This window comes from Polynucleobacter sp. P1-05-14 (assembly GCF_018881675.1).
Lineage (GTDB): Bacteria > Pseudomonadota > Gammaproteobacteria > Burkholderiales > Burkholderiaceae > Polynucleobacter.
The window spans coordinates 108,335-132,662 of sequence record NZ_JACVPV010000006.1 but is presented as its reverse complement, the minus strand read 5'-3'; the positions used below and the strand labels follow the sequence as shown (position 1 = coordinate 132,662).

At 44.0% G+C, this 24,328-nt stretch carries 29 protein-coding genes; 19 read left to right on the top strand and 10 right to left on the bottom strand.

The features are described 5' to 3' along the window. The first annotated feature begins 329 nt into the window (after positions 1 to 329). A complete protein-coding gene (locus tag ICN37_RS04630) occupies positions 330 to 905 on the top strand; it encodes a site-specific integrase (RefSeq protein ID WP_215276079.1) in 576 nt (191 codons plus the stop codon). Positions 906 to 963: 58 nt separating this feature from the next. Beyond that, a complete protein-coding gene (locus ICN37_RS04625; RefSeq protein WP_215275656.1) occupies positions 964 to 1,245 on the top strand; it encodes a hypothetical protein in 282 nt (93 codons plus the stop codon). Here the strand turns inward: ICN37_RS04625 and ICN37_RS04620 are convergent, their stop codons facing one another. From ICN37_RS04620 to ICN37_RS04605, 4 genes are all read right to left on the bottom strand, one after another. Then, positions 1,246 to 1,920 (bottom strand): hypothetical protein, encoded by a 675-nt coding sequence (locus ICN37_RS04620; protein WP_215275654.1) that lies wholly within the window; start codon positions 1,918 to 1,920, stop codon positions 1,246 to 1,248. It abuts the gene before it with no gap. A gap of 14 nt (positions 1,921 to 1,934) precedes the next feature. Next, a complete protein-coding gene (locus tag ICN37_RS04615) occupies positions 1,935 to 2,411 on the bottom strand; it encodes a hypothetical protein (RefSeq protein ID WP_215275653.1) in 477 nt (158 codons plus the stop codon). Continuing rightward, entirely contained in the window at positions 2,408 to 2,851 is a 444-nt protein-coding gene (locus ICN37_RS04610; protein WP_216155202.1) for a hypothetical protein, read from the bottom strand. Before ICN37_RS04610 ends, ICN37_RS04615 begins: the two co-directional genes overlap by 4 nt. Positions 2,852 to 3,049: 198 nt before the next feature. After that, positions 3,050 to 3,622 (bottom strand): hypothetical protein, encoded by a 573-nt coding sequence (locus ICN37_RS04605; protein WP_215275649.1) that lies wholly within the window; start codon positions 3,620 to 3,622, stop codon positions 3,050 to 3,052. An 82-nt stretch (positions 3,623 to 3,704) separates the two neighbouring features. Between ICN37_RS04605 and dcm the strand changes: the two genes are divergently transcribed. From dcm to ICN37_RS04555, 10 genes are all read left to right on the top strand, one after another. Continuing rightward, positions 3,705 to 4,655 carry a DNA (cytosine-5-)-methyltransferase gene (gene dcm, locus ICN37_RS04600; RefSeq protein WP_215275648.1) on the top strand — a complete coding sequence of 317 codons (951 nt, stop codon included), beginning with the start codon at positions 3,705 to 3,707 and terminating at the stop codon, positions 4,653 to 4,655. A gap of 46 nt (positions 4,656 to 4,701) precedes the next feature. Then, a complete protein-coding gene (locus ICN37_RS04595; protein WP_215275647.1) occupies positions 4,702 to 5,595 on the top strand; it encodes a group I intron-associated PD-(D/E)XK endonuclease in 894 nt (297 codons plus the stop codon). Beyond that, entirely contained in the window at positions 5,595 to 5,945 is a 351-nt protein-coding gene (locus tag ICN37_RS04590; RefSeq protein ID WP_215275645.1) for a hypothetical protein, read from the top strand. Before ICN37_RS04595 ends, ICN37_RS04590 begins: the two co-directional genes overlap by 1 nt. 224 nt (positions 5,946 to 6,169) lie before the next feature. Next, a complete protein-coding gene (locus ICN37_RS04585; RefSeq protein ID WP_215321011.1) occupies positions 6,170 to 6,712 on the top strand; it encodes a DUF2878 domain-containing protein in 543 nt (180 codons plus the stop codon). A 114-nt stretch (positions 6,713 to 6,826) separates the two neighbouring features. Next, on the top strand, positions 6,827 to 7,912 hold the full coding sequence (recA, locus tag ICN37_RS04580) for a recombinase RecA (protein WP_370623815.1): 1,086 nt from the start codon (positions 6,827 to 6,829) through the stop codon (positions 7,910 to 7,912). 4 nt (positions 7,913 to 7,916) lie between these two features. Then, positions 7,917 to 8,438 (top strand): recombination regulator RecX, encoded by a 522-nt coding sequence (gene recX / locus ICN37_RS04575; RefSeq protein WP_216155200.1) that lies wholly within the window; start codon positions 7,917 to 7,919, stop codon positions 8,436 to 8,438. 188 nt (positions 8,439 to 8,626) lie between these two features. Beyond that, a complete protein-coding gene (sucC, locus tag ICN37_RS04570) occupies positions 8,627 to 9,796 on the top strand; it encodes an ADP-forming succinate--CoA ligase subunit beta (protein ID WP_011903667.1) in 1,170 nt (389 codons plus the stop codon). A 15-nt stretch (positions 9,797 to 9,811) separates the two neighbouring features. Further along, a complete protein-coding gene (gene sucD, locus ICN37_RS04565) occupies positions 9,812 to 10,705 on the top strand; it encodes a succinate--CoA ligase subunit alpha (RefSeq protein ID WP_011903666.1) in 894 nt (297 codons plus the stop codon). Between the two features lie 89 nt (positions 10,706 to 10,794). Continuing rightward, complete coding sequence (locus tag ICN37_RS04560) at positions 10,795 to 11,496, top strand: TerC family protein (RefSeq protein ID WP_216155198.1); 702 nt, start codon at positions 10,795 to 10,797, stop codon at positions 11,494 to 11,496. 127 nt (positions 11,497 to 11,623) lie between these two features. Continuing rightward, a complete protein-coding gene (locus tag ICN37_RS04555; protein WP_216155196.1) occupies positions 11,624 to 12,136 on the top strand; it encodes a pilin in 513 nt (170 codons plus the stop codon). A gap of 55 nt (positions 12,137 to 12,191) precedes the next feature. On the opposite strand, the gene moaC is transcribed toward ICN37_RS04555, so the two are convergent. Continuing rightward, on the bottom strand, positions 12,192 to 12,668 hold the full coding sequence (moaC, locus tag ICN37_RS04550; protein ID WP_216155195.1) for a cyclic pyranopterin monophosphate synthase MoaC: 477 nt from the start codon (positions 12,666 to 12,668) through the stop codon (positions 12,192 to 12,194). A 32-nt stretch (positions 12,669 to 12,700) separates the two neighbouring features. Between moaC and ICN37_RS04545 the strand changes: the two genes are divergently transcribed. Beyond that, positions 12,701 to 14,392: a M48 family metalloprotease gene (locus ICN37_RS04545; protein WP_251368463.1), complete on the top strand. Its 1,692-nt coding sequence runs from the start codon at positions 12,701 to 12,703 to the stop codon at positions 14,390 to 14,392. Here the strand turns inward: ICN37_RS04545 and ICN37_RS04540 are convergent. From ICN37_RS04540 to ICN37_RS04520, 5 genes are read right to left on the bottom strand one after another with little or no spacing between them, the layout of a single operon-like run. Further along, complete coding sequence (locus ICN37_RS04540) at positions 14,389 to 15,015, bottom strand: DUF2946 family protein (protein WP_216155193.1); 627 nt, start codon at positions 15,013 to 15,015, stop codon at positions 14,389 to 14,391. The two genes, ICN37_RS04545 and ICN37_RS04540, sit on opposite strands and share 4 nt — an antisense overlap. 5 nt (positions 15,016 to 15,020) lie before the next feature. Continuing rightward, on the bottom strand, positions 15,021 to 15,455 hold the full coding sequence (locus ICN37_RS04535) for a nuclear transport factor 2 family protein (protein ID WP_216155191.1): 435 nt from the start codon (positions 15,453 to 15,455) through the stop codon (positions 15,021 to 15,023). 17 nt (positions 15,456 to 15,472) lie between these two features. Further along, positions 15,473 to 16,513 carry a lipopolysaccharide heptosyltransferase II gene (gene waaF / locus ICN37_RS04530; protein WP_216155189.1) on the bottom strand — a complete coding sequence of 347 codons (1,041 nt, stop codon included), beginning with the start codon at positions 16,511 to 16,513 and terminating at the stop codon, positions 15,473 to 15,475. A 46-nt stretch (positions 16,514 to 16,559) separates the two neighbouring features. Beyond that, complete coding sequence (locus ICN37_RS04525; RefSeq protein WP_072582777.1) at positions 16,560 to 16,748, bottom strand: zinc-finger domain-containing protein; 189 nt, start codon at positions 16,746 to 16,748, stop codon at positions 16,560 to 16,562. A 23-nt stretch (positions 16,749 to 16,771) separates the two neighbouring features. Next, complete coding sequence (locus tag ICN37_RS04520) at positions 16,772 to 17,695, bottom strand: branched-chain amino acid transaminase (RefSeq protein ID WP_215320994.1); 924 nt, start codon at positions 17,693 to 17,695, stop codon at positions 16,772 to 16,774. A gap of 209 nt (positions 17,696 to 17,904) precedes the next feature. Here ICN37_RS04520 and ICN37_RS04515 point away from each other — a divergent pair, with 209 nt between their 5' ends. From ICN37_RS04515 to ICN37_RS04490, 6 genes are all read left to right on the top strand, one after another. Beyond that, entirely contained in the window at positions 17,905 to 19,116 is a 1,212-nt protein-coding gene (locus ICN37_RS04515) for a phosphoglycerate kinase (RefSeq protein ID WP_216155187.1), read from the top strand. A gap of 2 nt (positions 19,117 to 19,118) precedes the next feature. Continuing rightward, positions 19,119 to 20,555, top strand: coding sequence for a pyruvate kinase (gene pyk / locus ICN37_RS04510; protein ID WP_216155184.1), 1,437 nt, complete (start codon positions 19,119 to 19,121; stop codon positions 20,553 to 20,555). A gap of 66 nt (positions 20,556 to 20,621) precedes the next feature. After that, positions 20,622 to 21,686 carry a class II fructose-bisphosphate aldolase gene (gene fba / locus ICN37_RS04505; protein ID WP_215320989.1) on the top strand — a complete coding sequence of 355 codons (1,065 nt, stop codon included), beginning with the start codon at positions 20,622 to 20,624 and terminating at the stop codon, positions 21,684 to 21,686. Positions 21,687 to 21,693: 7 nt separating this feature from the next. Beyond that, the gene (locus ICN37_RS04500; protein ID WP_215320987.1) at positions 21,694 to 22,593 is read left to right on the top strand and encodes a phosphoribosylaminoimidazolesuccinocarboxamide synthase; all 900 of its coding nucleotides are present in this window, start codon (positions 21,694 to 21,696) and stop codon (positions 22,591 to 22,593) included. A gap of 49 nt (positions 22,594 to 22,642) precedes the next feature. After that, the gene (purE, locus tag ICN37_RS04495) at positions 22,643 to 23,137 is read left to right on the top strand and encodes a 5-(carboxyamino)imidazole ribonucleotide mutase (protein WP_216155182.1); all 495 of its coding nucleotides are present in this window, start codon (positions 22,643 to 22,645) and stop codon (positions 23,135 to 23,137) included. 4 nt (positions 23,138 to 23,141) lie between these two features. Further along, the gene (locus ICN37_RS04490; RefSeq protein WP_216155180.1) at positions 23,142 to 24,326 is read left to right on the top strand and encodes a 5-(carboxyamino)imidazole ribonucleotide synthase; all 1,185 of its coding nucleotides are present in this window, start codon (positions 23,142 to 23,144) and stop codon (positions 24,324 to 24,326) included. The last annotated feature ends 2 nt before the right edge of the window (positions 24,327 to 24,328 follow it).

Here is a 24,328-nt window from a genome sequence, read left to right as displayed (position 1 = left end):
TAAAAACATAGCACTCAAAAACCCCTTACAAGCAAACAACGCACCACAGCGAATAGCAACACAGCAGAGAAGTGCTCAAACAGCGTGTAGACGCTATACGCAAGTCTTCCAAATTCTGTGGGAGATAGACGACAAATACACTAAATACACATACCAAAGGTAATACATAAAACCTTTGGTTTCACTATTAAAACAGTGGTTCTCGTCTGTATCGCATTGATTATTGGAAGGATTTTAATTTGACGAACTTTTGGCAAAAAGAGGTAGGAAAAAACAATCAAAGAAAACAACATATTGCTATAGCAAAACTTTATTTAGGAAAGAAAACTATGGCAAAGCAAGCAAAGACACTCACGCAGGTAGAAATACGCAGAGTTTTAGATTACATAGCAACACGCAAACACAGCTTACGCAACAGAGCGATGTTGATGACAACTTATTTGAGTGGTATGCGAGTTGCTGAATTAGCTAGTTTGCGATACAAGGATGTGGTTGATGCTGATGGCAACATACGCAACGAAATTAGGCTAAGTGCAGAACAAACAAAAGGCAATGAAGCTCGTGTTGTATTTGTAAGCGAAAAGTTAAGCAAGGAATTGGAGAGGTATGTATCAATATACAAACCAAAGGATTTCAACCTGAAGTTCTTTTACAGTCAAAAAGCTAAGAGTGATGGGTTTACGGCAAATACTCTTACGCAGTTCTTTCACTATCTATACAAGCAAAGTGGAATTGACGGTGCTAGCTCACACTCAGGTAGACGCACTTTCATTACAAATTTGGCAAATAAGGGTATCAGCGTGAGAGTGTTAGCTAGCTTAGCAGGACACAAGAACATTAGCACCACCCAATGCTATATAGATGTTAATGATGAAATGAAGCGAAAGGCTATTGAGTTGGCATAACACACTGATTACCTTAATATGAGACTTGTAAAGTCAATATTGATTAAGGTAATCAAAAATGAACAAGCAACAAATTCAAAAGTTAGAAAATATGAAAAAGAAAGTGGCTTGCCCACTTTCTGACTGTGGACAGCACTTTACATTCACAATTAATGAGTTTGTATTGGCACTTGCAGATGAGACAAAAAGAATTTACAGAGGCAAGTGCTCTAAGTGTCAAAGAGTGCTTAATCTTAAACAAAGTCAACTAGGAGATTTTCAATCTGTTTATGGCAAAACAAACTATGTGATTGAAAAATCCAAATTTAATGACATATTTGAGGTTGGTGAGGACAAGTAATTAGCGTCTACTTGGTAATGGGTATGCGAGAGTTAGGAAGCTAACAATTTTTTCTAACCCTAAAATAAATTCATCAATCTCTGCTTCGCTGTATACCCAAAGTCCTCTATCACTTAAATTTAAACCCCACATTCCACCAACTACCTCTTCAATATCGTTAAATCTTCTGTAGTAATCAGCGTATTCATTTCTAAAGTGAGTAGTGAGTAGAGTGGGGATTTTGTATTTGGTGAGCAATTTGCCAAACTCCCCAACAGCATTGAATTCAACCTTAAAGTCATTATCCCAATCTGTATCCACAATTGCATCAACAACCTGCACACCTACTCTTTCAGCAATCTCAGTGCTAAATTTATCGCACTTAACGGCTCTCCCGTTTTCAATAATTTCAAATCCATCCCCATCAGTATTAGCATCAAAATATGCTTTGAATGCAGATAGAACTATTCTTTCGCAGTAATCATCAATCAATTCTTGCTTAACTCTTTGCGATTGATTGCTTCTAATCAAAGACTTTAGTTTATTGAGTGGTATGCATTCATAGTCAGTAAGTCCTTGCGACTGAATGAGCTTGCCAATTTCAATGCTTACTTCTATAAGTTTTACAGTATCAATAACATTGTCATTAAGTAAGTTTTCTAAATTACTTTCAAGTTCAGCAATTTTGTTTTTCATTCTAATATCTCATTTCAGCTAGGAGTTAATAAGGAGAGAATTAAGGGAAAGCTACGCATTTCATCTTCATTCATTACTTTGCTACTTGCAGATACAAATGTAATATCTAAGTCATCTTTTATTATGTTGAATTTAATATTGAGCGTAATTAAGTCACCATTGAATTGCGAGCAAATAAATTCGCATATAAATTCCCAATTCTTTGTTATCTCTTCTGTATTGCTTACTACTAGTTTTGCAGATGGAATATAGTTTGCAATGAATTGCTTTTGATTGGGGTTGGAAAACATTGAAAAAAGCGTATGAATTCTATTGCTATCGTAAGCATCAATTTGATAGGGTTTAAGCAAATTCTTATCAACAGCTAAATTTTTATAAAAGTGAGTTGCTATACCAATTTCAGTAATTAAATACTCTGCATTACTTGGAATGGAGAAGCAACCAAGTAAAGCACCCACACTTATTTCACTTTTATCAAATTCAATCTTCAAATCTTTTTTCTTTTTCTAAAATTTACCCATTCTTTAACTGCTTCTTTATCGTCTGTAAAAAAGTCATCACCTGCGACATTCAATAACTCTTTGAAGATTTCCATATGCCCTGTAGCTTCTTCATAAGTTCCACCTGCATCAGCAATATTTGTTAAACGCTCTGCAACAGCTTCCAATACATCATCAAATTCGTGCTCTGTAATAAAGTAGCTGTGATAGCTGTCTAAAGTATCAAAGCCACCTGCTTGAATTGCTTTTCTAAACTGTCCAACAACAATGCGAGTGTTATTTGCATCTGAGGAAGTGGCTGAAACAACAAGAGTTTTAGACTTAAAGTTTTCTTTGCTGAGATTAATTTTGTAGTGCTTACCTAATTCAGCATCTACTTGCCATCCTTTTTTACGAAGATGTTTAATTAATTTTTGAATGCCTTTGTCCATAGCTTTCCTTTTTTGAGGTGCAAACGATTGGTATTGGCAATTACAGCATATTGGTAAGGTTGGTTGGTAGGTTTTGTTGGTTTAGTTGGTTGGTAAGGTTTTGATGGTTTTAAGGTATATGGGATATGGGGTTTAAGCAAAAGTATGGTTTTTTAACTTGAAAAATAGGGGTAAAAAACCATACTTTTTGATAAACCCTTACCTTTTCCTTTTTTTCAGTGTCTGCTTATGCTCTTTGAGTATTTCAAGCTGTTCCTTTTCTTCTTTACTCAAATTCCTTTCTAACTCTTCCTGCAATGCACCTTCTATTGCCAAAACCTTTTTATTTCTATTTGCAATAGTTGGATTACTTTTATTAAAACCTGCTCTTGTTAGGGCAATGTTGCCTGCACTTTCCTTATTGGTGCCATCTTCAGCATTAAAGTAAGCATCTAAATATATTTTGGCAGCCTTAGCCTCTCGTTGTCTTTGTAGCTTTCGTATGCCACTCACTAAACCATCTTGTGTTTCTTCTAATGCCTGCCTATATGCATCAATACGCACTTCCAATTTAGTCTTCCAACCAATTGCATCTGCTTCTTCTTTTGTTTTTGGACGCTTATGTGTTTTGCGTAGTTTCACTTGCTCTTCCCAAGCTAACTCCATACGCTCTATTTGCTCATCTTCCAATAAAGCCTTTATGTCCTTTATTGCCACTTCTTCACCACGCTCCAACTTATCTAAACGCTCCTTAAGTCTTGCAGGTAAATGGGTGATATTTAGCTTGGGCATTTTAGTTTTTGGGGTTGGTAGCGAGATAGCTAAGCCTTAGCTATACTTTAGCAATATAAGATACGGAACGAAACTCAGCAATATGAAAAACTTGAAATTCATTGATTTATTCGCAGGCATTGGTGGAATGCGTATTGCATTTGAAAGTGCAGGTGCAGAATGTGTATTGACTTGTGAAATCAATGAAGATGCTTTAACTACATACAAAGCAAACTTTAAGAGCAATTCCAACCATACTTATCACAATGACATTCTTACCCTAACTAAAGATATTGTTCCTGCACACAATATTCTTGTCGCAGGTTTTCCTTGCCAACCCTACAGCATTGCAGGTTTACGAAAAGGATTAAAAGATGAGCGTGGGGGCGATGTGTTTCTTTCCATTCTCAAAATATTAAAAGAGAAAAAGCCTGATGCTTTTTTACTAGAGAATGTAAAGGGAATGCTTAATCACGACAAAGGTGAAACCTTTGCGTTTATGAAGAAATCGCTTGAAGACTGTGGATATTTTACAACTCACAAAGTTCTTAATAGTATGGAATACGCTAATGTTCCTCAAAACAGAGAGCGTGTTTTCTTAGTTGGATTTAAGGACGCAGAGAAGCTAAAGAAATTTACTTACCCTACAGAAGTTCCACTGACAAAAACAATACACGATTGTTTAGAGACTGTGCAGGTGGCAAAAGAGTTCTACTACGACAATCGTTATGATTGTTTTGCTGAAATTCAAAAGTCCATTAAGTCGCGTGATACCATTTATCAATGGAGAAGACAGTATGTGCGTGAAAATAAAAGTAATGCCTGTCCTACATTGACTGCAAATATGGGAACAGGTGGACACAATGTGCCACTTGTTAAGGATGACTTTGGTATTCGTAAGCTAACTCCACGCGAAACAGCCAACTTTCAAGGCTTCCCTAAAACCTATAAGTTGCCTAAGTTAGCGAACAGTAAGCTGTATCACCAATTTGGTAATAGCGTCACTGTTCCATTGATTGCCAAAATAGCTAAACAAATAGTTAAAGTTCTATAAGTATCTTTATTGCCATTTCCTCCATAACTATAGTAAATTTGGAGGAATGACAATTGAAGACTTCGTTGAACAAAATATCGTCAAAATCAACTCAGGTATCAATGCCTTTAAAGATGCTCGTGCCAATGAATACATTGATGTAGATATTAAGAATTACCTGCAAGCTAAATTAAGTAAAGACTTGCAAAATGAGACAACCGCAGACTTGCTTTTGTGTGATTTGATAGCAAATGACTATGTAAAAGCAAAAATAGTGGATATCGCTAATAAATTTGTCTTATACAAACCTCACTTAGAGAAATATTTTCAAGCTACTGTTTTTAACAAAGTTTTCTCTAAACTTGGTATTGATGATTTAGCAAATAAAACTATTGATTACATTAGCGAAGTTCCAACTATTGATGATTTAGAAATTAAATTCATTAAATCTAATTTGAAGAATTTAGTTTCAAAGTGTTTGTATGTGGCATCACAAGGTGGGTTCACAGCAGACTTACAGCACACAGACTACGGACTCAGAGTTGCTAACGAGGGCGATTCAGCACAGTTCTTTTTTATAGCTAGAGCTATGTTGGCAGGATTCAATTGCTCCAATGTTGATGTTCGCTCAAGTCGTTATGACGCTATAGTTGATTTCAATTCCAAGTTAATAAGAATTCAAGTTAAAGGCATTACAGCAGGTAGCAACATTTCCTTCTTTGATAGGGACAGAGGTGGACAAGGAATTGACCATACACACGAACGCAACAGAGGACAGCGAATTACTAAAGCTGATTGTGATATCTATGTAGCTGTTGATAAGCAAGTTGGCACTTGCTACTTAATTCCAATGACATTTGCTGATGGATTGGATGCAGAAGACGCGAAGAATGTGAAGTTAAGTGAGGTTGCCAACTATTTAGAAAGATGGCAAACAATTATTGATGTTGCAACTCAGTAATGACTAGAAAATATATCTGCCCATCTTGTAATGAGAACACGGGTGTTGATATCGTTTATGGTGAACCTAGCATTGAATTGGCTGAGAGAGCTAAGTTAGGTGAGATTGCTTTAGGTGGTTGTGTAATTGAAACCAATCAGCCTGTCTATCGTTGTATGTCTTGTGGTTTTGAGTGGGATAGAACACGACAGTTTGAAGAAGCTAAGCAGAGATGGCTAAAGGAAACTGTTAAAGGCAGAAGTTGGACAGAGATGATGGATGACAACGACAACAAGCAAGTGCCAATGAGTGATGAATACTTGGCAATGTGGAAAAAGGCAGAGAAAGACTACGACGAAGGTGCAGACTAATTTTCTGTCTTGTATGATGTAGTTTTGGCAATGCAGAATGTAATAAAAGAACAAATTGACTACACACTTTACTACACACCAAAATAAAGTCCTTGTAAATCAACAGCTTAAACAGCGTATCTTTTATCATAATCCGCAGGTCCGGGGTTCAAATCCCTGATTCGCCACCAAATCTAAAGGCCATTGCCCCTCGGCAGTGGCCTTTTTCTTAGGTTGCTAGGTATATGGCTAAATTTTGGAACTTTGTTATTTTCCAGCTTGGTTGGTTTGCCTGTGTATTGGGCGCAGCCAATAAAGATGTGCTTTGGGCGGTAGTTGCTACCCTAGCCTACATTGCTTTCCACGCCTGGCGCTCACCTTCTCCCAAAACAGAAATCAGCCTTTTATTTAAAGCCTTTGTCTTTGGTTTGGTGGCCGATACTCTCATCATGCATCTGGGCTACCTGGATTTTCGGAATGATTGGCCGTCACCGTACTTGTCGCCTCTCTGGATGTGGGTCTTGTGGGTTTTGGTGGCAACCACCATTAATGGCTCCTTGACTTGGTTGCGCGGCAGACCTGTTTTAGGGGCTGTTTTAGGAGGTATTGCTGGTCCGATGTCCTATGAGGCTGGTATTCGGATGGGCGCCGGATCCTGGGTTCCTGGTGGCGAAATCACTGGATTTATCCTAGTAGGGGTGGTCTGGGCTGTTGCTATACCCCTCTTTTTCTATTGGGACCGAGTCAATCAAGTGCAACCTAGTCAAAAATCCGTAAATTCAGTTTAAAAGACGCTTGCAAAGACCACTGTTTTTATATACAGTAACTCCTAAGTTGTTACACAGTAGATAAAACTTCGGGAAAAAGCCCAGTACATAGCGAAAAGGGAATAAAAAATGGCCTTGGATAACAAAAAGCAATCAGCCTCTTCAGAATTTGAAGGAATGAGCGGAGACAAGCAAAAAGCATTAACTGCAGCACTGGCACAAATTGAGAAACAGTTTGGTAAAGGCTCAATCATGAGATTGGGCGATGCCGAAATTAGCCAAGACATTCAGGTGGTGTCTAGCGGTTCACTCGGATTAGATATCGCTCTTGGAGTTGGTGGTCTTGCGCGCGGTCGCGTGATTGAAATCTACGGCCCAGAATCTTCTGGCAAAACTACTTTGACATTGCATGCGATTGCAGAAATGCAAAAGCTTGGCGGCACTTGCGCGTTTATTGACGCAGAGCACGCATTAGATGTGCAGTACGCATCTCGTCTCGGCGTGGATGTAAATAATTTGTTGATCTCTCAACCGGATACTGGCGAACAGGCATTAGAAATTGCAGATGCATTAGTTCGCTCAGGTTCTATTGATTTAATCGTCATTGACTCTGTTGCTGCTTTGGTTCCAAGGGCTGAGATCGAAGGCGATATGGGCGATTCTTTACCAGGCTTACAAGCCCGTTTGATGAGTCAGGCCTTGCGTAAGTTAACTGGTGCTATCAAGCGTACCAACACTACTGTGATCTTCATTAACCAGATTCGTATGAAGATTGGTGTGATGTTCGGATCCCCAGAAACTACTACTGGTGGTAATGCGCTGAAATTCTACGCCTCTATGCGTTTAGACATCCGTCGTATTGGTAGCATCAAAAAAGGCGATGAGGTTGTTGGTAATGAAACCCGTGTGAAGGTTGTGAAGAATAAAGTTTCCCCTCCATTCCGCGAAGCAATTTTTGACATTATGTACGGTGCTGGCATCTCTAGAGAGGGTGAAATTATTGATATGGGTGTAGAAGCTGACCTCGTTGAAAAGTCAGGCTCTTGGTATAGCTATAACGGTGATCGCATTGGTCAAGGTAAAGACAATGTGCGCGAGTTCTTAAAAGAGAACCCAGCCATTGCTAAAGATATCGAAGCAAGAATTCGCGAGAAATTAGGCGTTAAATCCGGTTCAGCAGTAGTAACGGATGTGTTGAGCGAGGAAGAGGAAGTCGAATAATTCGATGCAAGAGTTAAGTAGTAATCAGAAGGTTAAACAAAGCCCGAGTCTCAAAGCTCGGGCTTTGCGCCTTTTGTCGCAGCGAGAATACAGTCGCAAAGGCTTAGCCGCAAAGTTGGCAGAATCAGAAGCAAGATGGGGTAAGTTAGGCGGTGAGCAGGCTGAGCAAACGCCTGAATCCAGAGATTCTCAGATTGAAGCGGTTTTGGACGACTTTGAGGCAAGAGGCTGGTTGTCTGACGAGCGTTTTGCTGAAGCGCTGGTTCGCCGCCGTAGCGAGCGCTACGGCATGAGAAAGATTGCCGATGAACTCGATAGGGCTGGGGTGGATGCCAAAAAGTCAGCTGTACTTCTTGGGGCCTTAAAAGAGACCGAGTTTCAGCGCGCCTTTGATCTCTGGACCAGGAAATACGGCATACGCGCTCAGGACCAAAAGGAGAGGGCTAGGCAGTACCGCTTCTTGGCATCGAAGGGTTTTGGCTCGGAAGTGGTGGCAAAAGTGATTGGCGGTCAATGCCCAGATTAGGGCAATTACGGATCCGTAGAGGCAATTTGCGGCATTGCAGCATGCTAGACTTATGAAGTCGGTCAAGCCGTTCGCATTTATTCAAATTTGGCTAATTTAGCTATTTCTAGAGTAAGTATGGGAGCAAGGCAACATCGGTTTAACTAATCCTCATCGCTTGCTAAAAAAGATACCGTTTCGGAGTAATTATGAAAATTCACGAGTACCAAGGCAAAGAACTTCTTCGCCAATTTAATGTGCCAGTTCCTAATGGCATCCCTGCATTCAGTGTTGATGAGGCGGTGAAGGCTGCTGAAAAACTGGGTGGCCCAGTATGGGTTGTGAAGGCCCAGATTCATGCTGGTGGTCGCGGTAAAGGTGGCGGCGTGAAGTTAGCAAGAAGCATGGATGAAGTGAAAAAATACGCTTCTGAAATTTTGGGCATGCAACTCAAGACGCATCAAACTGGACCAGAAGGTCAAAAAGTAAATCGTCTCCTCATTGAGGATGGCGCTGACATTAAAAAAGAGTATTACTTCAGCATCGTTACAGACCGCGGAACACAGAAGAATGTGATCATGGCTTCTAGCGAAGGTGGTATGGATATTGAGGAAGTTGCCGAATCTCATCCAGAAAAAATTATTAAAGTATTTGTTGATCCAATGGTTGGCTTGACAGATGCGGATTGCGATATCGTTGCTAAAGGTATTGGCGTGCCCGAGGCATCCATCCCAATGGCTCGCGATGTATTTAAGAACTTGTACAAGACTTACTGGGATACCGATGCTTCACTGGTTGAAATCAACCCATTGATTCTTGAGGGTAACGGCAAGATCAAGGCTTTGGACGCGAAGTTCAACTTTGATCCAAACGCATTGTTCCGTCATCCAGAAATCGTTGCGTACCGCGACATTGATGAAGAAGATGCTGCTGAAATTGAAGCCTCTAAATTTGACCTCGCTTACATCTCATTAGACGGCAATATCGGCTGTTTAGTGAACGGTGCAGGCTTGGCGATGGCGACAATGGACACCATTAAGTTGTTCGGTGGCGAGCCAGCGAACTTCTTGGACGTTGGTGGCGGTGCTACAGCAGAAAAAGTAACTGAAGCATTCAAGATCATGTTGAAGAACAAGAGTGTTGAGGCAATTTTGGTCAACATCTTCGGCGGCATTATGCGTTGCGACGTGATTGCTGACGGCGTTGTGACTGCATGTAAAGCAGTCAACCTAACAGTACCTTTGGTTGTGCGTATGAAAGGTACAAATGAAGAGCTAGGCAAGAAAATTCTTGCAGACTCTGGTTTGCCAATTATTAGCGCCGATTCAATGGCTGAAGCTGCTACCAAGGTAGTTGCTGCTGTTGCCAAAAACAAATAATCCAGGAATTTCAATATGTCTATTTTGATCAATAAAAACACCAAAGTCATTACACAAGGTATTACTGGTAAGACCGGTCAGTTCCATACTGAAAAATGTCAGGAATACGCAAACGGTAAAAATTGTTTTGTTGCAGGTGTAAATCCTAAAAAAGCGGGTGAGTCTATTTTTAATATTCCTATTTATGGGACTGTTAAAGAAGCTGCTCAGCAAACTGGTGCAACGACTTCCGTTATCTATGTTCCGCCTCCTGGTGCTGCTGCTGCGATTTGGGAAGCTGTTGAAGCTGACCTCGACTTTGTGATCTGTATCACTGAGGGCATTCCAGTACGCGACATGCTTGAAGTGCGTAACAAGATGCATGCTAAGGAAGCTGCTGGAGGTAAGAAGACTTTATTACTGGGCCCTAACTGCCCAGGCATCATCACTCCAGACGAACTCAAGATCGGCATCATGCCTGGCCATATTCATAAGAAAGGCCGCATTGGTGTTGTTAGCCGTTCCGGTACATTGACTTATGAAGCAGTTGGTCAGTTGACAGCTATTGGCTTAGGTCAGTCCACAGCAGTTGGTATTGGTGGCGACCCAATTAACGGCTTAAAGCACATCGACATCATGAGAATGTTCAATGAAGATCCAGAAACAGATGCTGTGATCATGATTGGCGAAATCGGCGGTCCAGACGAGGCGGAAGCTGCTCGCTGGTGCAAAGAAAATATGAAGAAGCCGGTAGTTGGCTTTATCGCCGGCGTCACAGCGCCTCCAGGCAAGCGTATGGGTCACGCAGGTGCCTTGATTTCTGGTGGTGCGGATACTGCGGATGCCAAGCTTGCTGTAATGGAAGAGTGTGGCTTCAAAGTAACGAAGAACCCTTCAGAGATGGCTGCTTTACTAAAGGCAATGTTGTAATTAGTAATAAGGAAAAGGGTGCTGATAAAACAGCATCCTTTTTGTAGTGTCAGCAGTTAAAACATAAAAATAACGTAGGGAGACGACTCATGGATTTTTCAGTATTTTCAGGCCCTGCATTTTGGGCTTCACTTTTGTCAATCATTGTTGCCAACATTTTGTTATCTGGTGATAACGCAGTAGTGATTGCATTGGCATCGCGCAATCTGCCAGCAAATCAACAAAAGAAAGCAATTTTTTGGGGTAGTGCAGCAGCCATTATTTTACGTGTGATTTTGACAATCACTGCGGTACAACTCCTCAGTCTTCCTTATCTAAAAATCGTTGGCGCTATTTTGCTGGTCTACATTGGCGTGCAATTATTAGCTGATAGCGATGATGAAGCTGAGATGGATGGCCACTCTAATATCTGGGGCGCGATACGCACAATATTGGTAGCTGACTTAGTGATGAGTTTGGACAACGTTATTGCTGTAGCTGCCGCTGCTCAAAAGGGTCCTGAAGAAACTCGTTTAGCCCTTTTAATCATTGGTCTTGGTCTTTCTATCCCGTTGATCATCTTTGGTAGCACTATGCTTTTAAAGGTGATGGATCGCTTCCCTGTCATCATTACTTTGGGGGCTGGTTTATTAGGTCTATTGGCTGGCGGTATGTTGGTGGAAGACCCGGCAATCAAAGATTCTATTCAAGGCGCAATGGAAGATGCTCACATGATTTTTGAGGGCATTGGAGTTGCTATTGTGATCTTGCTTGGTACCTATTTGAAGAAAAAGAATCGCGCTAAAGCATAAGATTCTTCAGCCTTCTCCCGAATCAGAAAAGCCAGCGATAAAAGCTGGCTTTTTTTACGACTGAATATCTTGAGAATTAAAGGTTTAGACTCGATGATGAGGCATTTGACCCCGGGAGCTAGAAAATATGCAGATTCAAGATATTCAAAAACTAGAAAACAGTGAAGAAGTTGGATTTACCTTGATTGAGGTAATGGTGGTTGTGGCCATCATTGGCATTTTGGTTGCGGTAGCCGTTCCTCAGTATCAAGACTACATTGCTCGAAGTAGGGTTGTAGAAGGTATGAATTTATCCTCAAGCGCTAAGCTTGCGGTGACAGAAGCTTTTGCAAGTCGCGGCACTGTTCCGATGGATGATGCAACGAATGGCGCTTTTACTTTTACGCCAACACGCAGCGTTAAGTTAATTGAGATCACACCCTCGGGTGCGATTGCGATTGACTATCAAGTCAGCGTGGCGCCTGAAGGTAAAAATACACTTCATTTAGTGCCAACTAACGAGCCGGATGCAAATTCGCCTAAGCCCATTGATTTGTCCAGGCCAGAGGGAGCAACTTGGGCGGGTGGTTGGTCATGTAGGTCTTCGGAGACTAATCTGATACCGCAGTTACTGCCTTCAGAATGCAGAATAAGTAAATAAGGAACTAAATAAAGAGCCGCTTCATGAGCGGCTTTTTATTGTTGAATTGGAGAATTCAAGCGGCCTTCCATTCCCCGCTCTTGCCGCCACTTTTCTCAAGTAGTTTGACATCACCCATGACCATCCCTCGGTCTACTGCTTTGCACATATCGTAGATTGTGAGAAGGGCGACTTGGACTGCAGTGAGCGCTTCCATTTCTACGCCGGTTGGCCCGGTGGTTTCTGTTCTGACTTGGCAGCTGATGCTGTTTTCACTTGGATTGGTTTGGAACTCCAGGCTAACGTGAGTTAGCGCAAGCGGATGGCATAAAGGAATGAGGTCTGATGTTCTCTTGGATGCCTGAATACCTGCAATTCTGGCGATTCCTAAAACATCACCCTTTTTGTGGGTGCCAGCCTCTACCATCTTGAAGGTTTCGGGAAACATGGTGATCTTGCCGGTGGCAATGGCTATGCGGTGGGTATTCGGTTTATCGCCAACGTTTACCATCTGGGCTTGCCCGCTGGCATCAAAATGAGTTAGTTTGTTCATGGGATAAGTTTTACCATATAGAGATGCAAGACATGAAGTCAGTTCCAAAAACCTCTTTTTTGTACCGCGCTTTGGCTATTCAGCTGATGCTGGGATTGGCTTGCTCTGGGTTCCCTGCATATGCAGCTACCCCTGCTGGTGATGTGTCAGTAGAGGGTAATTCAGCCGCTATTCAGAATATCGGTAGGGCAATGCAATCACCAGACGCTCGCCCTACTAATGCGCTGACGCGTAGCACGATTCAAAGTCAGCCCACTATTGTTTTGCCAGATATGGGTGATCCAGGTGGCGATGCCTTAAGTCGAGTGGACGAGCGTAAGTATGGCGAGATGATCATGCGCCAGATTCGTCCAGATCCCGATTATTCAAATGATTTGCCGCTCTACGATTTTTTAAATCAGATGGAGCGTCGCTTATTACAAGCCGCTAAAAAGTTACAACTTGGTGGCGCTAATGAACAGGGAAGTGGCGCCTATAACTTTGAGGTATTTGCTGTTAAAGACAGCAGCATAAATGCGTTTGCATTACCTGGTGGATTTATTGGATTTCATACGGGTTTGATTGTGAGTGCCGAATCGGATTCTGAAGTTGCCTCTGTAATGGGTCATGAAACTGGCCACGTTTTGCAGCGCCATTTGGCACGTCAGATGGATAAGCAAACAACCAATACCATGATTGCCATTGCCGGTATGGTGCTCGGTGCATTGGCAATGTCTCGCAACCCGCAGGCCGGAGCTGGCTTGATGCAAGGTGGGCAAGCAGTGGCAGTGAATAATCAACTCTCTTATTCGAGAGACGCCGAGCGCGAGGCTGATCGTGTTGGCTTTCAGATATTAGATGCCAGTGGATATGATGTCAATGGCGCGCCAGGATTTTTTCAACGCTTACAAAAAGCCACCGGCATTATGGATAAGGGGGTGCCTACTTATGTGCGCACCCATCCTTTAACAACCGACCGTATTGCAGATATGCAAGATAGGGCGCGCACTGTTGCAACGCGTAATGTGCCTACGTCGGTCGAGTTCTATTTCATTAAGGCTCGTGCGCGCATGGAGCAGGCTGGAACATCTAGTGGAATGTACGACTTAAAAAATACCTTTGAGAGTTTGAGTAAACAGCAGCCGATTGGTAAGCAGTTAGAGGGTTTTTATGGACTAGCCTTGATAGCGCAACGTCAAGGAAAAATAGACCAAGCAGAGGCTGATTTGCAGCAAGCCCGCAATCTAGCTCAGAAGGCAAGTGCACCAGGATCACCTATTCAAAGACAGAGTCTATCTCTGGATATCACTGCCTCTGAGCTTGCCCTGGCAAAAGGCAAAGGGGAGGAGGCATTGCAAATAGCCCAAGCGACTTTGCGTGCTTACCCCCAGTCATACGCTGCTGGTGCCGCCATGATTAATGCGGATTTAAAACTCGGCCGCACCAATGATGCGATTACTTGGTTAAAGGCGCGCACGAGAGCTCAGCCTAACGAAGTAGTGTGGTGGAATCTACTATCTCAATCCTATGATCAAGCCGGCAATATTCCCATGCGTCATTACGCGCTCGGAGAAAAATACGCTCTTGAGGGCGCTTGGCCTTCGGCAATTGAACAACTCCGTATTGCTAGATCAGCAGGTGGCGCCGATTTTTATCAAGGCTCGAGCATTGATGCCCGTTTACGAGAAATGCAGCGCCAGTATCAAGATGAGCTCAAGGAGCAAGGCAAGCAGATGCCTGGCTAAGGCCGTGGCTGCGCTATATAGTTAAAGCGAGAGGCGAGTTCATCAGAATGAATGGGGTCTAGAGGCAGTTGTTTTCCTTGCCAATTCCAAGAGCCGCCAAAGCTACAAGCCTCTTCGCGTAACTTAGCTAGCTCAGAAAAATGCTCTAAATCATGGTCATGCAATAAGGCGACCGTTTGGCTATCTCTTCTAATAAATTGATTGTTATTGCTAATGCTTTTATTGTTGCCATAAATCGTTTGATCTACTGTGCCAACAATATAAATATTGCCTTTTTCATCGCTTAGTGCAGCAGCAGGCTCCATGGTTTGATGGCATTGATTTATCAGATGCTGACCGGTTTCACTTGGGATGATTCGAGCTATCCAAGGGGTTGCATCTAGGGTAATAAAAACGCGTTGCGGGCCATTCTGGAAGAAGTATCTGCCAATCTCATCGCAAGCATAGTTTCGAATAATGAATTCATTGAGGCTAGCATGTTGAATCACTTGCCCAGGAAGATAATTTTGTTGCGTGAACTCATCCCGCATGCGCCATTGACCGCGGCGATCTAAAGCAAGCCAACCATAGCAATCAGGTACATTAGGCCACTTTATGAGTGACCGAAGCACTTGATCATCCATGATGTTTAATGCAAACCGTGTGGTGTAGACGGCGCGTCAAAGGTATCTTCTGTGGAGTGACTGGCATGTAAATGCGCGATACGCCAGCCTTGACTGTCTTGTAAAAGCACGAGAGTGATATTCAGAAAAAATTCTGCTTCCACTTGATCAGCTCTCAGATGAACTGCTTCAGTAGTGTCGTATACCGCAGCACCTAAAACGGAATGGCTAATACAGGCAATAGGCTCTAAGAATAAAGGTTGCTTGGCTAATAGTCTCTCTAGGCCTTCACGAATTTCTGCATGACCTGTTAGGCGATGACCTTCCGGTAGAACGCAGGTAATGGAGTCATCATCCAACCAAATATCCAAAGCACCTTGAATATCACGATGACGTAAGGCATCTCGCCATGCCTCAACAACATCATCCGCACTATGAAAGAGTCTGGCAAGTTTGGTCATGGCTTACTGTTCCTGAGTTATTGCTGCGATGTATTGAGTGTAGCGAATACTTGTTCCGGCAAGATGTCGTTTAGACACTTTAAGTGACCCAGTGGACATTCTCTTTTATGGCAGGGACTACAAGGGAGGTTTAACCAAATTACCTTAGCTTTGTCTGACAAGGGTGGGGTATGGGCTGGGTCGCTTGATCCAAAAATGGCAACTTGAGGGGTTCTGAGGGCTGCCGCAATATGCATTAAGCCGGAGTCATTGCTGATAATCGCCTTACTCATGCCAATCAGGGCAATCGCCTCATCAAGCGAAGTATCCCCGCACCAGTTATGAATGTGACTATCTTGCTTTGTCTCGTACTGAATTTCTTGGGCAAGTGCGTGGTCACCTTTGCTACCCAAAAGAATGATTTGACTACGGGGATTGCTTGCAATGAGTTTTTGCGCCAATTGTGCAAAGTGACTTGTGGGCCAGCGTTTAGTTGGGCCGTATTCAGCGCCTGGGCACATCAAGTAGAGGTTAGTTGGATCAACTTTGGCATTGAGTAATTTGGTCTGTACCGATTGATCGGCGGTAGCGGATACATTTAACTTGGGTACAAAATTGCTGACTGTTGATGCAATCTGCCCTTCATTGAGAAGTTGGCTTAATGCAAGATAGTGCTCCACCATAGGTGGGCGATTTACCTTACTTGGGTTATCTAGTGATAAATTAATTAAGCCAAAGCGTAATTCACCGCGATAGCCAACCCGAAAAGGAATATTAGCAAGCCAGGGGATGAGTGCTGACTTAAGGCTATTAGGTAAAACAAAGCAGGCTTTATATTTTCTTGTCGCTAACTCTTTTGCTAGTTGTTTGCGTAAGTTCCACTGTAGCTGTTTGTGTTCAAACTTAGCTTCGATAACTTCATGTACTTCAGAGCAGGCACGATAAATTGGAGCAACCCAAGTGCTGGCTAGTACATCAATGTTGGCTTCTGGATATTGTTCTTTGAGGGATGCCAATAATGGCTGAGTCATCACAGCATCCCCAATCCAGTTTGGGGCAATGATCAGAATACCGTGCATGTGATGTATCCCGACTCAGCACCTCAAGAAGAGGTGCTGATAAGGCTTAGTGACCGTGCGGCTCAGTGCCGGGGATGAGCTTGTACTCAGTGCCACAGTATGGGCACTTGGCTTCACCGGTCTCAGTGATATCTAGAAAAACGCGTGGATGTGAGTTCCATGCTGGGGTTTTATTGGTGGGGCAATGTAAAGGTAAATCTTTGCCATCCACCATAACCACTTGAGCTTGAGTCATGTGCTGTTTCCTAATTGCTGAAATTATTTAACGTAAGTGAGCCAAGATTTGTATTGGTCATTTCTGCCGTACACCGCATCGAAATACGTCTTCTGAATTTTCTCAGTGATAGGACCACGCTTGCCATCACCAATGGTGCGGTCGTCTAATTCGCGAATAGGAGTTACTTCAGCAGCAGTACCAGTGAAGAAAGCCTCATCAGCAGAATAGACTTCGTCGCGAGTCAGACGTTTTTCACGAATTTCATAGCCAAGATCTTTGGCGATCTGGATAACGGAGTCACGTGTGATGCCATCTAAGCATGAGGCTAAATCTGGTGTGTAAACAACTCCGTTGCGAACCATAAAGAGGTTTTCACCGGAGCCTTCAGATACGTAACCTTCGGTATCAAGCAATAAAGCCTCGTCATATCCATTGGCTGTCACCTCTTGGTTGGCCAAAATGGAGTTGATGTAGTAGCCCGATGCCTTGGCACGAACTAGTGAAGAATTGACGAAATGACGTGTAAATGAGGAGGTTTTAACCCGAATACCCTTATTTAGGCCATCTTCACCCAAATAGGCACCCCATTCCCAAGCGGCGATTGAGGTGTGGATGCTGTTGCCTTTAGGGGAGATTCCCAGTTTTTGGGAGCCGATAAAGATAATTGGGCGGATATAGCAGGCTTCGAGCTTATTGCTGTTGACCACGTCAATAATGCCCTTGGTGATCTCTTCTGGGCTATAAGGCATGTTCATTTGGAAGATCTTAGTGCCGTTAAAAAGGCGCTTTACATGCTCTGGGAGGCGGAAAATCGCAGTTCCCTGGGGGGTTTTATAGGCTCGAATACCCTCAAATACGCCCATTCCATAGTGCAGGCTATGGGTTAACACGTGAATATTGGCCTCGCGCCAAGGAATTAGCTTCCCATCAGTCCAAATAAAGCCATCGCGGTCGGACATCGACATTTTCTTTACCTTTTGTGTCTATTAAGTATCTGTAAAAGCGGTTTAAGCAGAGCACTAGGCTGGCAGTTTTTGGTCTTCCGGCCCAGAATGCATTTAAGTCCTTATTGTAGAGCAGGCAGGGGAGTCTGTCGGCTTGGATCCTCGGGTGTGGATGGGCCACAGCCTTTAGAATGGAACATTCCCCATAAACCACTTATTTACCAAAACTCATGCCGGAATCCTTATTTAAAGTTAAGCGTTTAAGTGAATTAGCCCAATCAGGTCAATTAAAGGGTAAGCGGGTATTTATCCGTGCCGATTTGAACGTTCCGCAAGATGAGGCAGGCAACATTACAGAAGACACGCGTATTCGGGCATCGATGCCTGCTGTGCAGATGTGTTTGGATGCTGGAGCGGCAGTGATGGTGACTTCGCATTTAGGTCGTCCAACCGAAGGAGAATTTAAACCCGAAGATAGTTTGGCGCCTGTGGCCGATCGTATTGCCGCTTTGCTGAATCGCAAAGTTCCATTAATTAGTGATTGGGTAAATGGTGGCTTTGAAGTCAATCCAGGCGAGGTAGTCCTACTGGAAAACTGCCGATTGAATGTCGGTGAGAAAAAAAATAGTGACGAGCTGGCCAAAAAAATTGCTGCATTGTGTGATGTGTATGCCAACGATGCATTTGGTACTGCACATCGTGCTGAGGCTACTACCTACGGTGTAGCAAAGTTTGCGCCAGTAGCGTGTGCCGGCCCTTTGATGGCTGCCGAATTAGATGCGCTGAGTCGCGCATTAGCCAGCCCAAAACGTCCTCTAGTTGCCATTGTTGCTGGGTCTAAAGTTTCATCCAAGCTTACTATTTTGAAGGCCTTGTCTGAGAAAGTGGATGAGCTCATCGTTGGTGGCGGCATTGCGAACACCTTCATGCTGGCCAAAGGTTTGCCTATTGGTAAATCCCTCGCTGAGCCTGATTTAGTTGATGAAGCGAGAGAGATTATGGAGATCATGGAAAAGCGTGGCGCTCATGTGCCGATTCCGGAGGATGTTGTGGTTGCAAATGAATTGTCTCCGTTAGCCCGTGCAAACCGCGTACCTGCGGATCAGGTTACAGAAGATGACATGATCTTGGACATTGGCCCAAAGACAGCTGCACGTTTATCCATCATGCTCGCTCATGCTGGCACGATTGTTTGGAATGGCCCATTGGGTGTATTTGAAATTGATCAATTTGGCGGTGGCACCAAGATGTTAGCTGCTGCGATTGCGCACTCACCTGCATTTTCGATTGCTGGTGGCGGCGATACTTTGGCGGCAATTGCGAAGTACGGTATCGAGAATCAAGTGGATTACATCTCCACTGGTGGCGGCGCCTTCTTAGAATTCTTGGAAGGTAAAACTTTGCCAGCCTTTGCAGTACTTGCCGAAAGAGCGAAAGACTAAATATGTTGAGAGCAACCAAGATTATTGCAACCTTAGGACCTGCTTCTGAGAGGCCTGAAGTGTTGCGTGACATGATTCGTGCGGGTGTAGATGTAGTGCGCATGAATTTCTCTCACGGTACCGTTGCTGACCATAAAGCTCGTCATGACTTGGTGCGAACTATCTCCGCTGAAGTGGGCAAAGAGGTTGGCATCATGGCCGACTTACAGGGCCCCAAAATTCGTGTGGGTAAATTTGCGGATAGCAAAATCCTTCTGAAAGTAGGGGACAAATTTACTCTCGATGTTAATTGCGAGATGGGTAGCCAAGGGTGCGTTGGTCTTGACTACAAGGAGTTACCAGGCGATGTAAAGCCGGGCGACCGTCTTTTGTTAAATGATGGTTTAGTGGTGCTGACAGTTGAGAGCGTTAAGGGTGGTGAGATATTTACTCTCGTTGAGCAGGGTGGACCACTCTCCAATAACAAAGGTATTAATCGTGCTGGTGGTGGTTTGACTGCACCTGCGCTTACCGAAAAAGATATTGCTGACTTAGATGCCGCAATTTCAATGGGCGTAGATTTCTTAGCAATCAGCTTTCCTAAGGATGGCGCTGATATGGCCTATGCTCGTAAGTTGGCTGATGCCGCTAGCGCTAAGTATGGTGTTGGTAAAGTCAGAACCATTGCCAAGGTAGAGCGCGCTGAAGCGATTGAGCCTGGAGCCCTTAAAAGCATTATTGCTGAGAGTGACGGCATCATGGTTGCTCGTGGGGATCTCGCTATTGAAGTGGGTAATGCAGCAGTGCCTGCATTACAAAAGCGCATGATTGCTTGGGCGCGTGAGGCGGACAAATTTACGATTACCGCTACGCAAATGATGGAGTCGATGATTAATGCGCCAGTACCAACACGTGCTGAAGTTAGCGACGTTGCTAATGCAGTATTGGACGGCACTGATGCAGTCATGTTGTCTGCTGAGTCTGCTGCTGGCATGTATCCAGTGCAAACTATTAAAGCGATGGCAGAGATCTGTGTTGAAGCAGAAAAGTCAGATCGCGTGAAACTCGACACCGACTTCTTGGATCAGACCTTTACTCGCATCGATCAAACGATTGCCCTGGGAGCCCTGTTTACTGCCCATCATTTAAATGCCGATGCTATCGCAGCTTTAACTGACTCTGGTTCAACAGCCATTTGGATGAGTCGTCACAATATTCACGTCCCGATTTTTGCATTGACCTCCAAGATCGCCACACAGAGGGCGTTAAGCACTTATCGCAACGTCACTCCGATCGGTTTGGATTACACCAAGGATCGTGACACTGCTTTGCAAGAGGTCGAGGCCTGCTTGCAAAAATCGGGCGCAGTCAAAAAGGGCGATACCGTTGTGCTCACTTCAGGTGAGCCCATGGGTGAGCCCGGTGGTACCAATACGCTCAAAATTATTCATGTGAAGTAATTCACATTGAAAAAGATTCAAAACAGATTTATTTTTAACTTCATTACTATTTATTAAGAGAACATCATGGCTTTAGTATCTTTAAGACAACTCTTGGATCATGCTGCTGAAAACGGTTACGGCCTACCAGCATTTAACGTGAACAACTTAGAGCAAGTAACGGCGATTATGGAAGCAGCAAATGAAGCAGACTCCCCAGTCATCATGCAAGCTTCAGCAGGCGCACGTAAATATGCTGGTGAGGCGTTCTTGCGCCACCTGATTTCTGCTGCGGTTGAGGCGTACCCGCATATTCCGGTTGTGATGCATCAAGACCATGGCCAAAGCCCGGCAGTGTGTATGGCTGCGATTAAGAGTGGCTTTACCAGTGTGATGATGGATGGTTCCTTAGAGGCCGATGGTAAAAGTGTTGCTAGCTACGAGTACAACGTCGACGTATCCAAAGAAGTAGTGAAGTTCTCTCACTCTATTGGAGTTACGGTTGAGGCTGAATTAGGTGTATTGGGCTCGCTAGAGACTATGCAAGGTGACAAAGAAGACGGTCATGGCGCTGACGGCAAGATGACTCGTGAGCAATTACTGACTGACGTTGAGCAGGCTGCTGATTTTGTGAAGGCCACTCAGTGCGATGCTTTAGCTATTGCGATTGGTACTAGCCATGGGGCATACAAGTTCACCAAAAAGCCAACAGGTGATATTTTGGCAATCGATCGCATTAAAGAAATTCATGCGCGTATTCCCAATACACATTTGGTAATGCATGGTTCTTCTAGTGTTCCGCAAGAGTTGCTCGCTGAGATCCGTGAATTTGGTGGTGATATGAAAGAGACCTATGGCGTACCTGTTGAAGAGATTCAAGAGGGCATCAAGAATGGAGTGCGCAAGATCAATATCGATACGGATATCCGCTTAGCAATGACTGGTGCAATTCGTCGTTATTTGATTGAAAATCCAAGCAAGTTTGACCCACGCGATTATTTGAAGCCAGCCCGTGAAGCCGCTAAGAAGGTCTGTATTGCGCGTTTCCAGGCTTTTGGTTCTGCTGGTCAAGCCTCCAAAATTAAACCGATTTCTTTAGAGAAGATGGCTGAGCTATATAAGAGCGGCAAATTAACTCAAATTGTGAAGTGATTTAAATATGTCCGCTTTGTACGCTACCTCTATTAAGTCATTGCCTTTGTTGTCTAAAGGCAAAGTGCGCGATGTTTATGCATTAGATGACGACAAGTTGCTGATGATTACTACTGACCGTCTTTCTGCGTTTGATGTGGTGATGGGCGAGCCCATTCCAGAGAAGGGCGTAGTTCTCAATCAAATGGCTAATTTTTGGTTCGATAAATTGGCTGCTGTGATTCCCAATCATTTAACTGGTATTGATCCAGCTACTGTAGTGGCAGTGGATGAGATTAGCCAAGTCAAAGGTCGTGCGGTAGTTGCTAAACGCTTAAAGCCAATTTTGGTTGAGGCAGTAGTTCGTGGTTATTTAGCTGGTAGTGGCTGGAAAGACTACAAAGAAACTGGCAAGGTCTGCGGTATTGCTTTGCCGGAAGGCATGGAGAATGCCCAGAAATTACCTGAGCCTATTTTTACTCCTGCAGCTAAAGCGGAGTTTGGTCAGCATGATGAAAATATCTCATTTGAAAAAGTCATCGAACTCATTGGTGAAAAGTTAGCCAATCAAATTCGTGAAGTCAGTATTCGTTTGTACAAAGAGGCTTCTGAGTACGCTGCTACTCGTGGAATCATCATTGCCGATACCAAGTTTGAATTTGGACTTGATGCCAATGGACAATTGGTATTGATGGATGAGATCCTGACGGCTGACTCTTCACGTTTTTGGCCTGCGGAGACCTACTATGTAGGTTCAAACCCACCTTCTTATGACAAGCAGTTTGTGCGCGATTGGCTTGAAACTGCTATGGTGAATGGTAAGTTATGGCCTAAAACCGCTCCTGCGCCGCAATTGCCAGCGGATGTGATTGAAAAGACTGCCCAGAAGTATCGTGAAGCGCTTACCCGTCTTACTGAGACTTCTTGAGTCAGGGATAATAGAGCCCTTAATGGTTATAAGGCATTTGGAGAGGTAAATGAGCAAGAAGCCAATCGTCGGAATAGTGATGGGATCCAATTCAGATTGGGACACCATGCAGCACGCTGCTCAAATGCTTGAGCTATTTGGTATTGCGCACGAGGCAAAAGTACTCTCCGCACATCGCATGCCAGATGATATGTTTCAGTATGCAGAAAAAGCCCAAGCTAATGGCTTGCAGGCAATCATTGCTGGAGCAGGTGGTGCGGCCCATTTACCAGGCATGCTCGCATCAAAAACGATTGTTCCTGTTTATGGCGTACCTGTTGCCAGTAAATATTTGCGTGGTGAAGATTCTCTCTTCTCTATTGTGCAGATGCCTAAAGGTGTTCCGGTTGCTACTTTTGCGATTGGTGAAGCTGGTGCAGCGAATGCTGCCTTGCATGTGATTGCTGGTTTAGCTTTGCATGATGCTGATTTAGCAAAGCGCTTAGAAGATTTCCGTGCCAAGCAGTCTGATACCGCGCGTTCAATGAATTTGCCGGGATATTAATTACATGGCAGATCGTATGGAACCCATTTTGCCGGGTTCGTATTTAGGAATTTTAGGTGGCGGTCAATTGGGGCGGATGTTTACTCAGGCCGCTCAAGCAATGGGCTACAAGGTTTGCGTGCTCGACCCTGGTTCTGATAGTCCCGCAGGCTCCATTGCCGAAAAATTTATTCAAGCGCAATACACTGACAGCGCCGCTTTAAAAGAGATGGCTGCATTGTGTTCATCAGTGAGCACTGAATTTGAAAATGTTCCAGCACAAGCCTTGGATGAGTTGGAATCCTTGGGTGTATTTGTGGCGCCACGCAGTAGCTGTGTTTCTCTTGCCCAAAATCGCATTGCTGAGAAAAATTTCTTAGCCACTTGGAAGTCAGAAACCAATATTGGTCCGGCTCCTAACTTTGTGATTGAGCATGAGGCTGATATTGCCCATACTCCAAAGGAGTTCTTTCCCGGAATCTTAAAGACTGCGCGCATGGGCTATGACGGTAAAGGTCAGGCGACTGTGTATAGCGCAGAAGAGTTAACTACTGCATGGAATGCGTTCGGGCGCGTACCTTGCGTTTTAGAAAAGCGCATGGAATTGGATTTTGAAGTGTCGGCTTTGGTAGTGCGTGGTTATGATGATGCTGTGGTGGCTTATCCGGTAGCCCAAAACATCCATCGCGATGGTATTTTGCATACCTCGACTGTGCCAGCCCCTTCACTGAAGCCTGCTCAAGAAAAGAAAATCATTGATGCAGCAAAGGCGCTCATTCGGAAGATCGATTACGTTGGTGTTCTTTGTGTGGAATTCTTTGTACTGAAGAACGGCGACATCGTCGCTAATGAAATCGCGCCACGCCCACATAACTCAGGCCACTACACCATGGATGCTTGTGTGAGCAGCCAGTTTGAGCAGCAGGTGAGAGCCATGGCTAGGCTGCCATTGGGTGATACCCGTCAGTTAGCGCCCGTATCCATGTTGAACTTATTGGGCGATCTTTGGTTTGAAGGTAGTGAAGACCAACCAAAAGAGCCTGCTTGGAATAAAGTACTCGCTCACCCCGATGCAAAGCTGCATCTATATGGCAAGTCTGCGCCACGCATTGGTAGAAAAATGGGTCACATTAACTGCTTAGGTGAAGCCCTCAATGAAGCTCGCCAAAATTGCGCAGCTGTTGCTACTGAATTAGGGATCGAGCCCTAGAA

What these genes read in the sequence shown, in the direction of transcription:
- sucC (WP_011903667.1), top strand. Translation starts at nt 8,627, where the DNA reads ATGAAAATTCACGAGTACCAAGGCAAAGAACTTCTTCGCCAATTTAAT.
- ICN37_RS04540 (WP_216155193.1), bottom strand. Translation starts at nt 15,015, where the DNA reads ATGGATGATCAAGTGCTTCGGTCACTCATAAAGTGGCCTAATGTACCT.
- ICN37_RS04515 (WP_216155187.1), top strand. Translation starts at nt 17,905, where the DNA reads ATGCCGGAATCCTTATTTAAAGTTAAGCGTTTAAGTGAATTAGCCCAA.
- ICN37_RS04525 (WP_072582777.1), bottom strand. Translation starts at nt 16,748, where the DNA reads ATGACTCAAGCTCAAGTGGTTATGGTGGATGGCAAAGATTTACCTTTA.
- ICN37_RS04520 (WP_215320994.1), bottom strand. Translation starts at nt 17,695, where the DNA reads ATGTCGATGTCCGACCGCGATGGCTTTATTTGGACTGATGGGAAGCTA.
- ICN37_RS04630 (WP_215276079.1), top strand. Translation starts at nt 330, where the DNA reads ATGGCAAAGCAAGCAAAGACACTCACGCAGGTAGAAATACGCAGAGTT.
- ICN37_RS04620 (WP_215275654.1), bottom strand. Translation starts at nt 1,920, where the DNA reads ATGAAAAACAAAATTGCTGAACTTGAAAGTAATTTAGAAAACTTACTT.
- sucD (WP_011903666.1), top strand. Translation starts at nt 9,812, where the DNA reads ATGTCTATTTTGATCAATAAAAACACCAAAGTCATTACACAAGGTATT.
- ICN37_RS04500 (WP_215320987.1), top strand. Translation starts at nt 21,694, where the DNA reads ATGTCCGCTTTGTACGCTACCTCTATTAAGTCATTGCCTTTGTTGTCT.
- ICN37_RS04490 (WP_216155180.1), top strand. Translation starts at nt 23,142, where the DNA reads ATGGCAGATCGTATGGAACCCATTTTGCCGGGTTCGTATTTAGGAATT.
- purE (WP_216155182.1), top strand. Translation starts at nt 22,643, where the DNA reads ATGAGCAAGAAGCCAATCGTCGGAATAGTGATGGGATCCAATTCAGAT.
- fba (WP_215320989.1), top strand. Translation starts at nt 20,622, where the DNA reads ATGGCTTTAGTATCTTTAAGACAACTCTTGGATCATGCTGCTGAAAAC.
- ICN37_RS04625 (WP_215275656.1), top strand. Translation starts at nt 964, where the DNA reads ATGAACAAGCAACAAATTCAAAAGTTAGAAAATATGAAAAAGAAAGTG.
- ICN37_RS04535 (WP_216155191.1), bottom strand. Translation starts at nt 15,455, where the DNA reads ATGACCAAACTTGCCAGACTCTTTCATAGTGCGGATGATGTTGTTGAG.
- recX (WP_216155200.1), top strand. Translation starts at nt 7,917, where the DNA reads ATGCAAGAGTTAAGTAGTAATCAGAAGGTTAAACAAAGCCCGAGTCTC.
- ICN37_RS04585 (WP_215321011.1), top strand. Translation starts at nt 6,170, where the DNA reads ATGGCTAAATTTTGGAACTTTGTTATTTTCCAGCTTGGTTGGTTTGCC.
- ICN37_RS04545 (WP_251368463.1), top strand. Translation starts at nt 12,701, where the DNA reads ATGAAGTCAGTTCCAAAAACCTCTTTTTTGTACCGCGCTTTGGCTATT.
- dcm (WP_215275648.1), top strand. Translation starts at nt 3,705, where the DNA reads ATGAAAAACTTGAAATTCATTGATTTATTCGCAGGCATTGGTGGAATG.
- waaF (WP_216155189.1), bottom strand. Translation starts at nt 16,513, where the DNA reads ATGCACGGTATTCTGATCATTGCCCCAAACTGGATTGGGGATGCTGTG.
- ICN37_RS04555 (WP_216155196.1), top strand. Translation starts at nt 11,624, where the DNA reads ATGCAGATTCAAGATATTCAAAAACTAGAAAACAGTGAAGAAGTTGGA.
- pyk (WP_216155184.1), top strand. Translation starts at nt 19,119, where the DNA reads ATGTTGAGAGCAACCAAGATTATTGCAACCTTAGGACCTGCTTCTGAG.
- ICN37_RS04605 (WP_215275649.1), bottom strand. Translation starts at nt 3,622, where the DNA reads ATGCCCAAGCTAAATATCACCCATTTACCTGCAAGACTTAAGGAGCGT.
- ICN37_RS04595 (WP_215275647.1), top strand. Translation starts at nt 4,702, where the DNA reads ATGACAATTGAAGACTTCGTTGAACAAAATATCGTCAAAATCAACTCA.
- moaC (WP_216155195.1), bottom strand. Translation starts at nt 12,668, where the DNA reads ATGAACAAACTAACTCATTTTGATGCCAGCGGGCAAGCCCAGATGGTA.
- ICN37_RS04610 (WP_216155202.1), bottom strand. Translation starts at nt 2,851, where the DNA reads ATGGACAAAGGCATTCAAAAATTAATTAAACATCTTCGTAAAAAAGGA.
- ICN37_RS04560 (WP_216155198.1), top strand. Translation starts at nt 10,795, where the DNA reads ATGGATTTTTCAGTATTTTCAGGCCCTGCATTTTGGGCTTCACTTTTG.
- ICN37_RS04590 (WP_215275645.1), top strand. Translation starts at nt 5,595, where the DNA reads ATGACTAGAAAATATATCTGCCCATCTTGTAATGAGAACACGGGTGTT.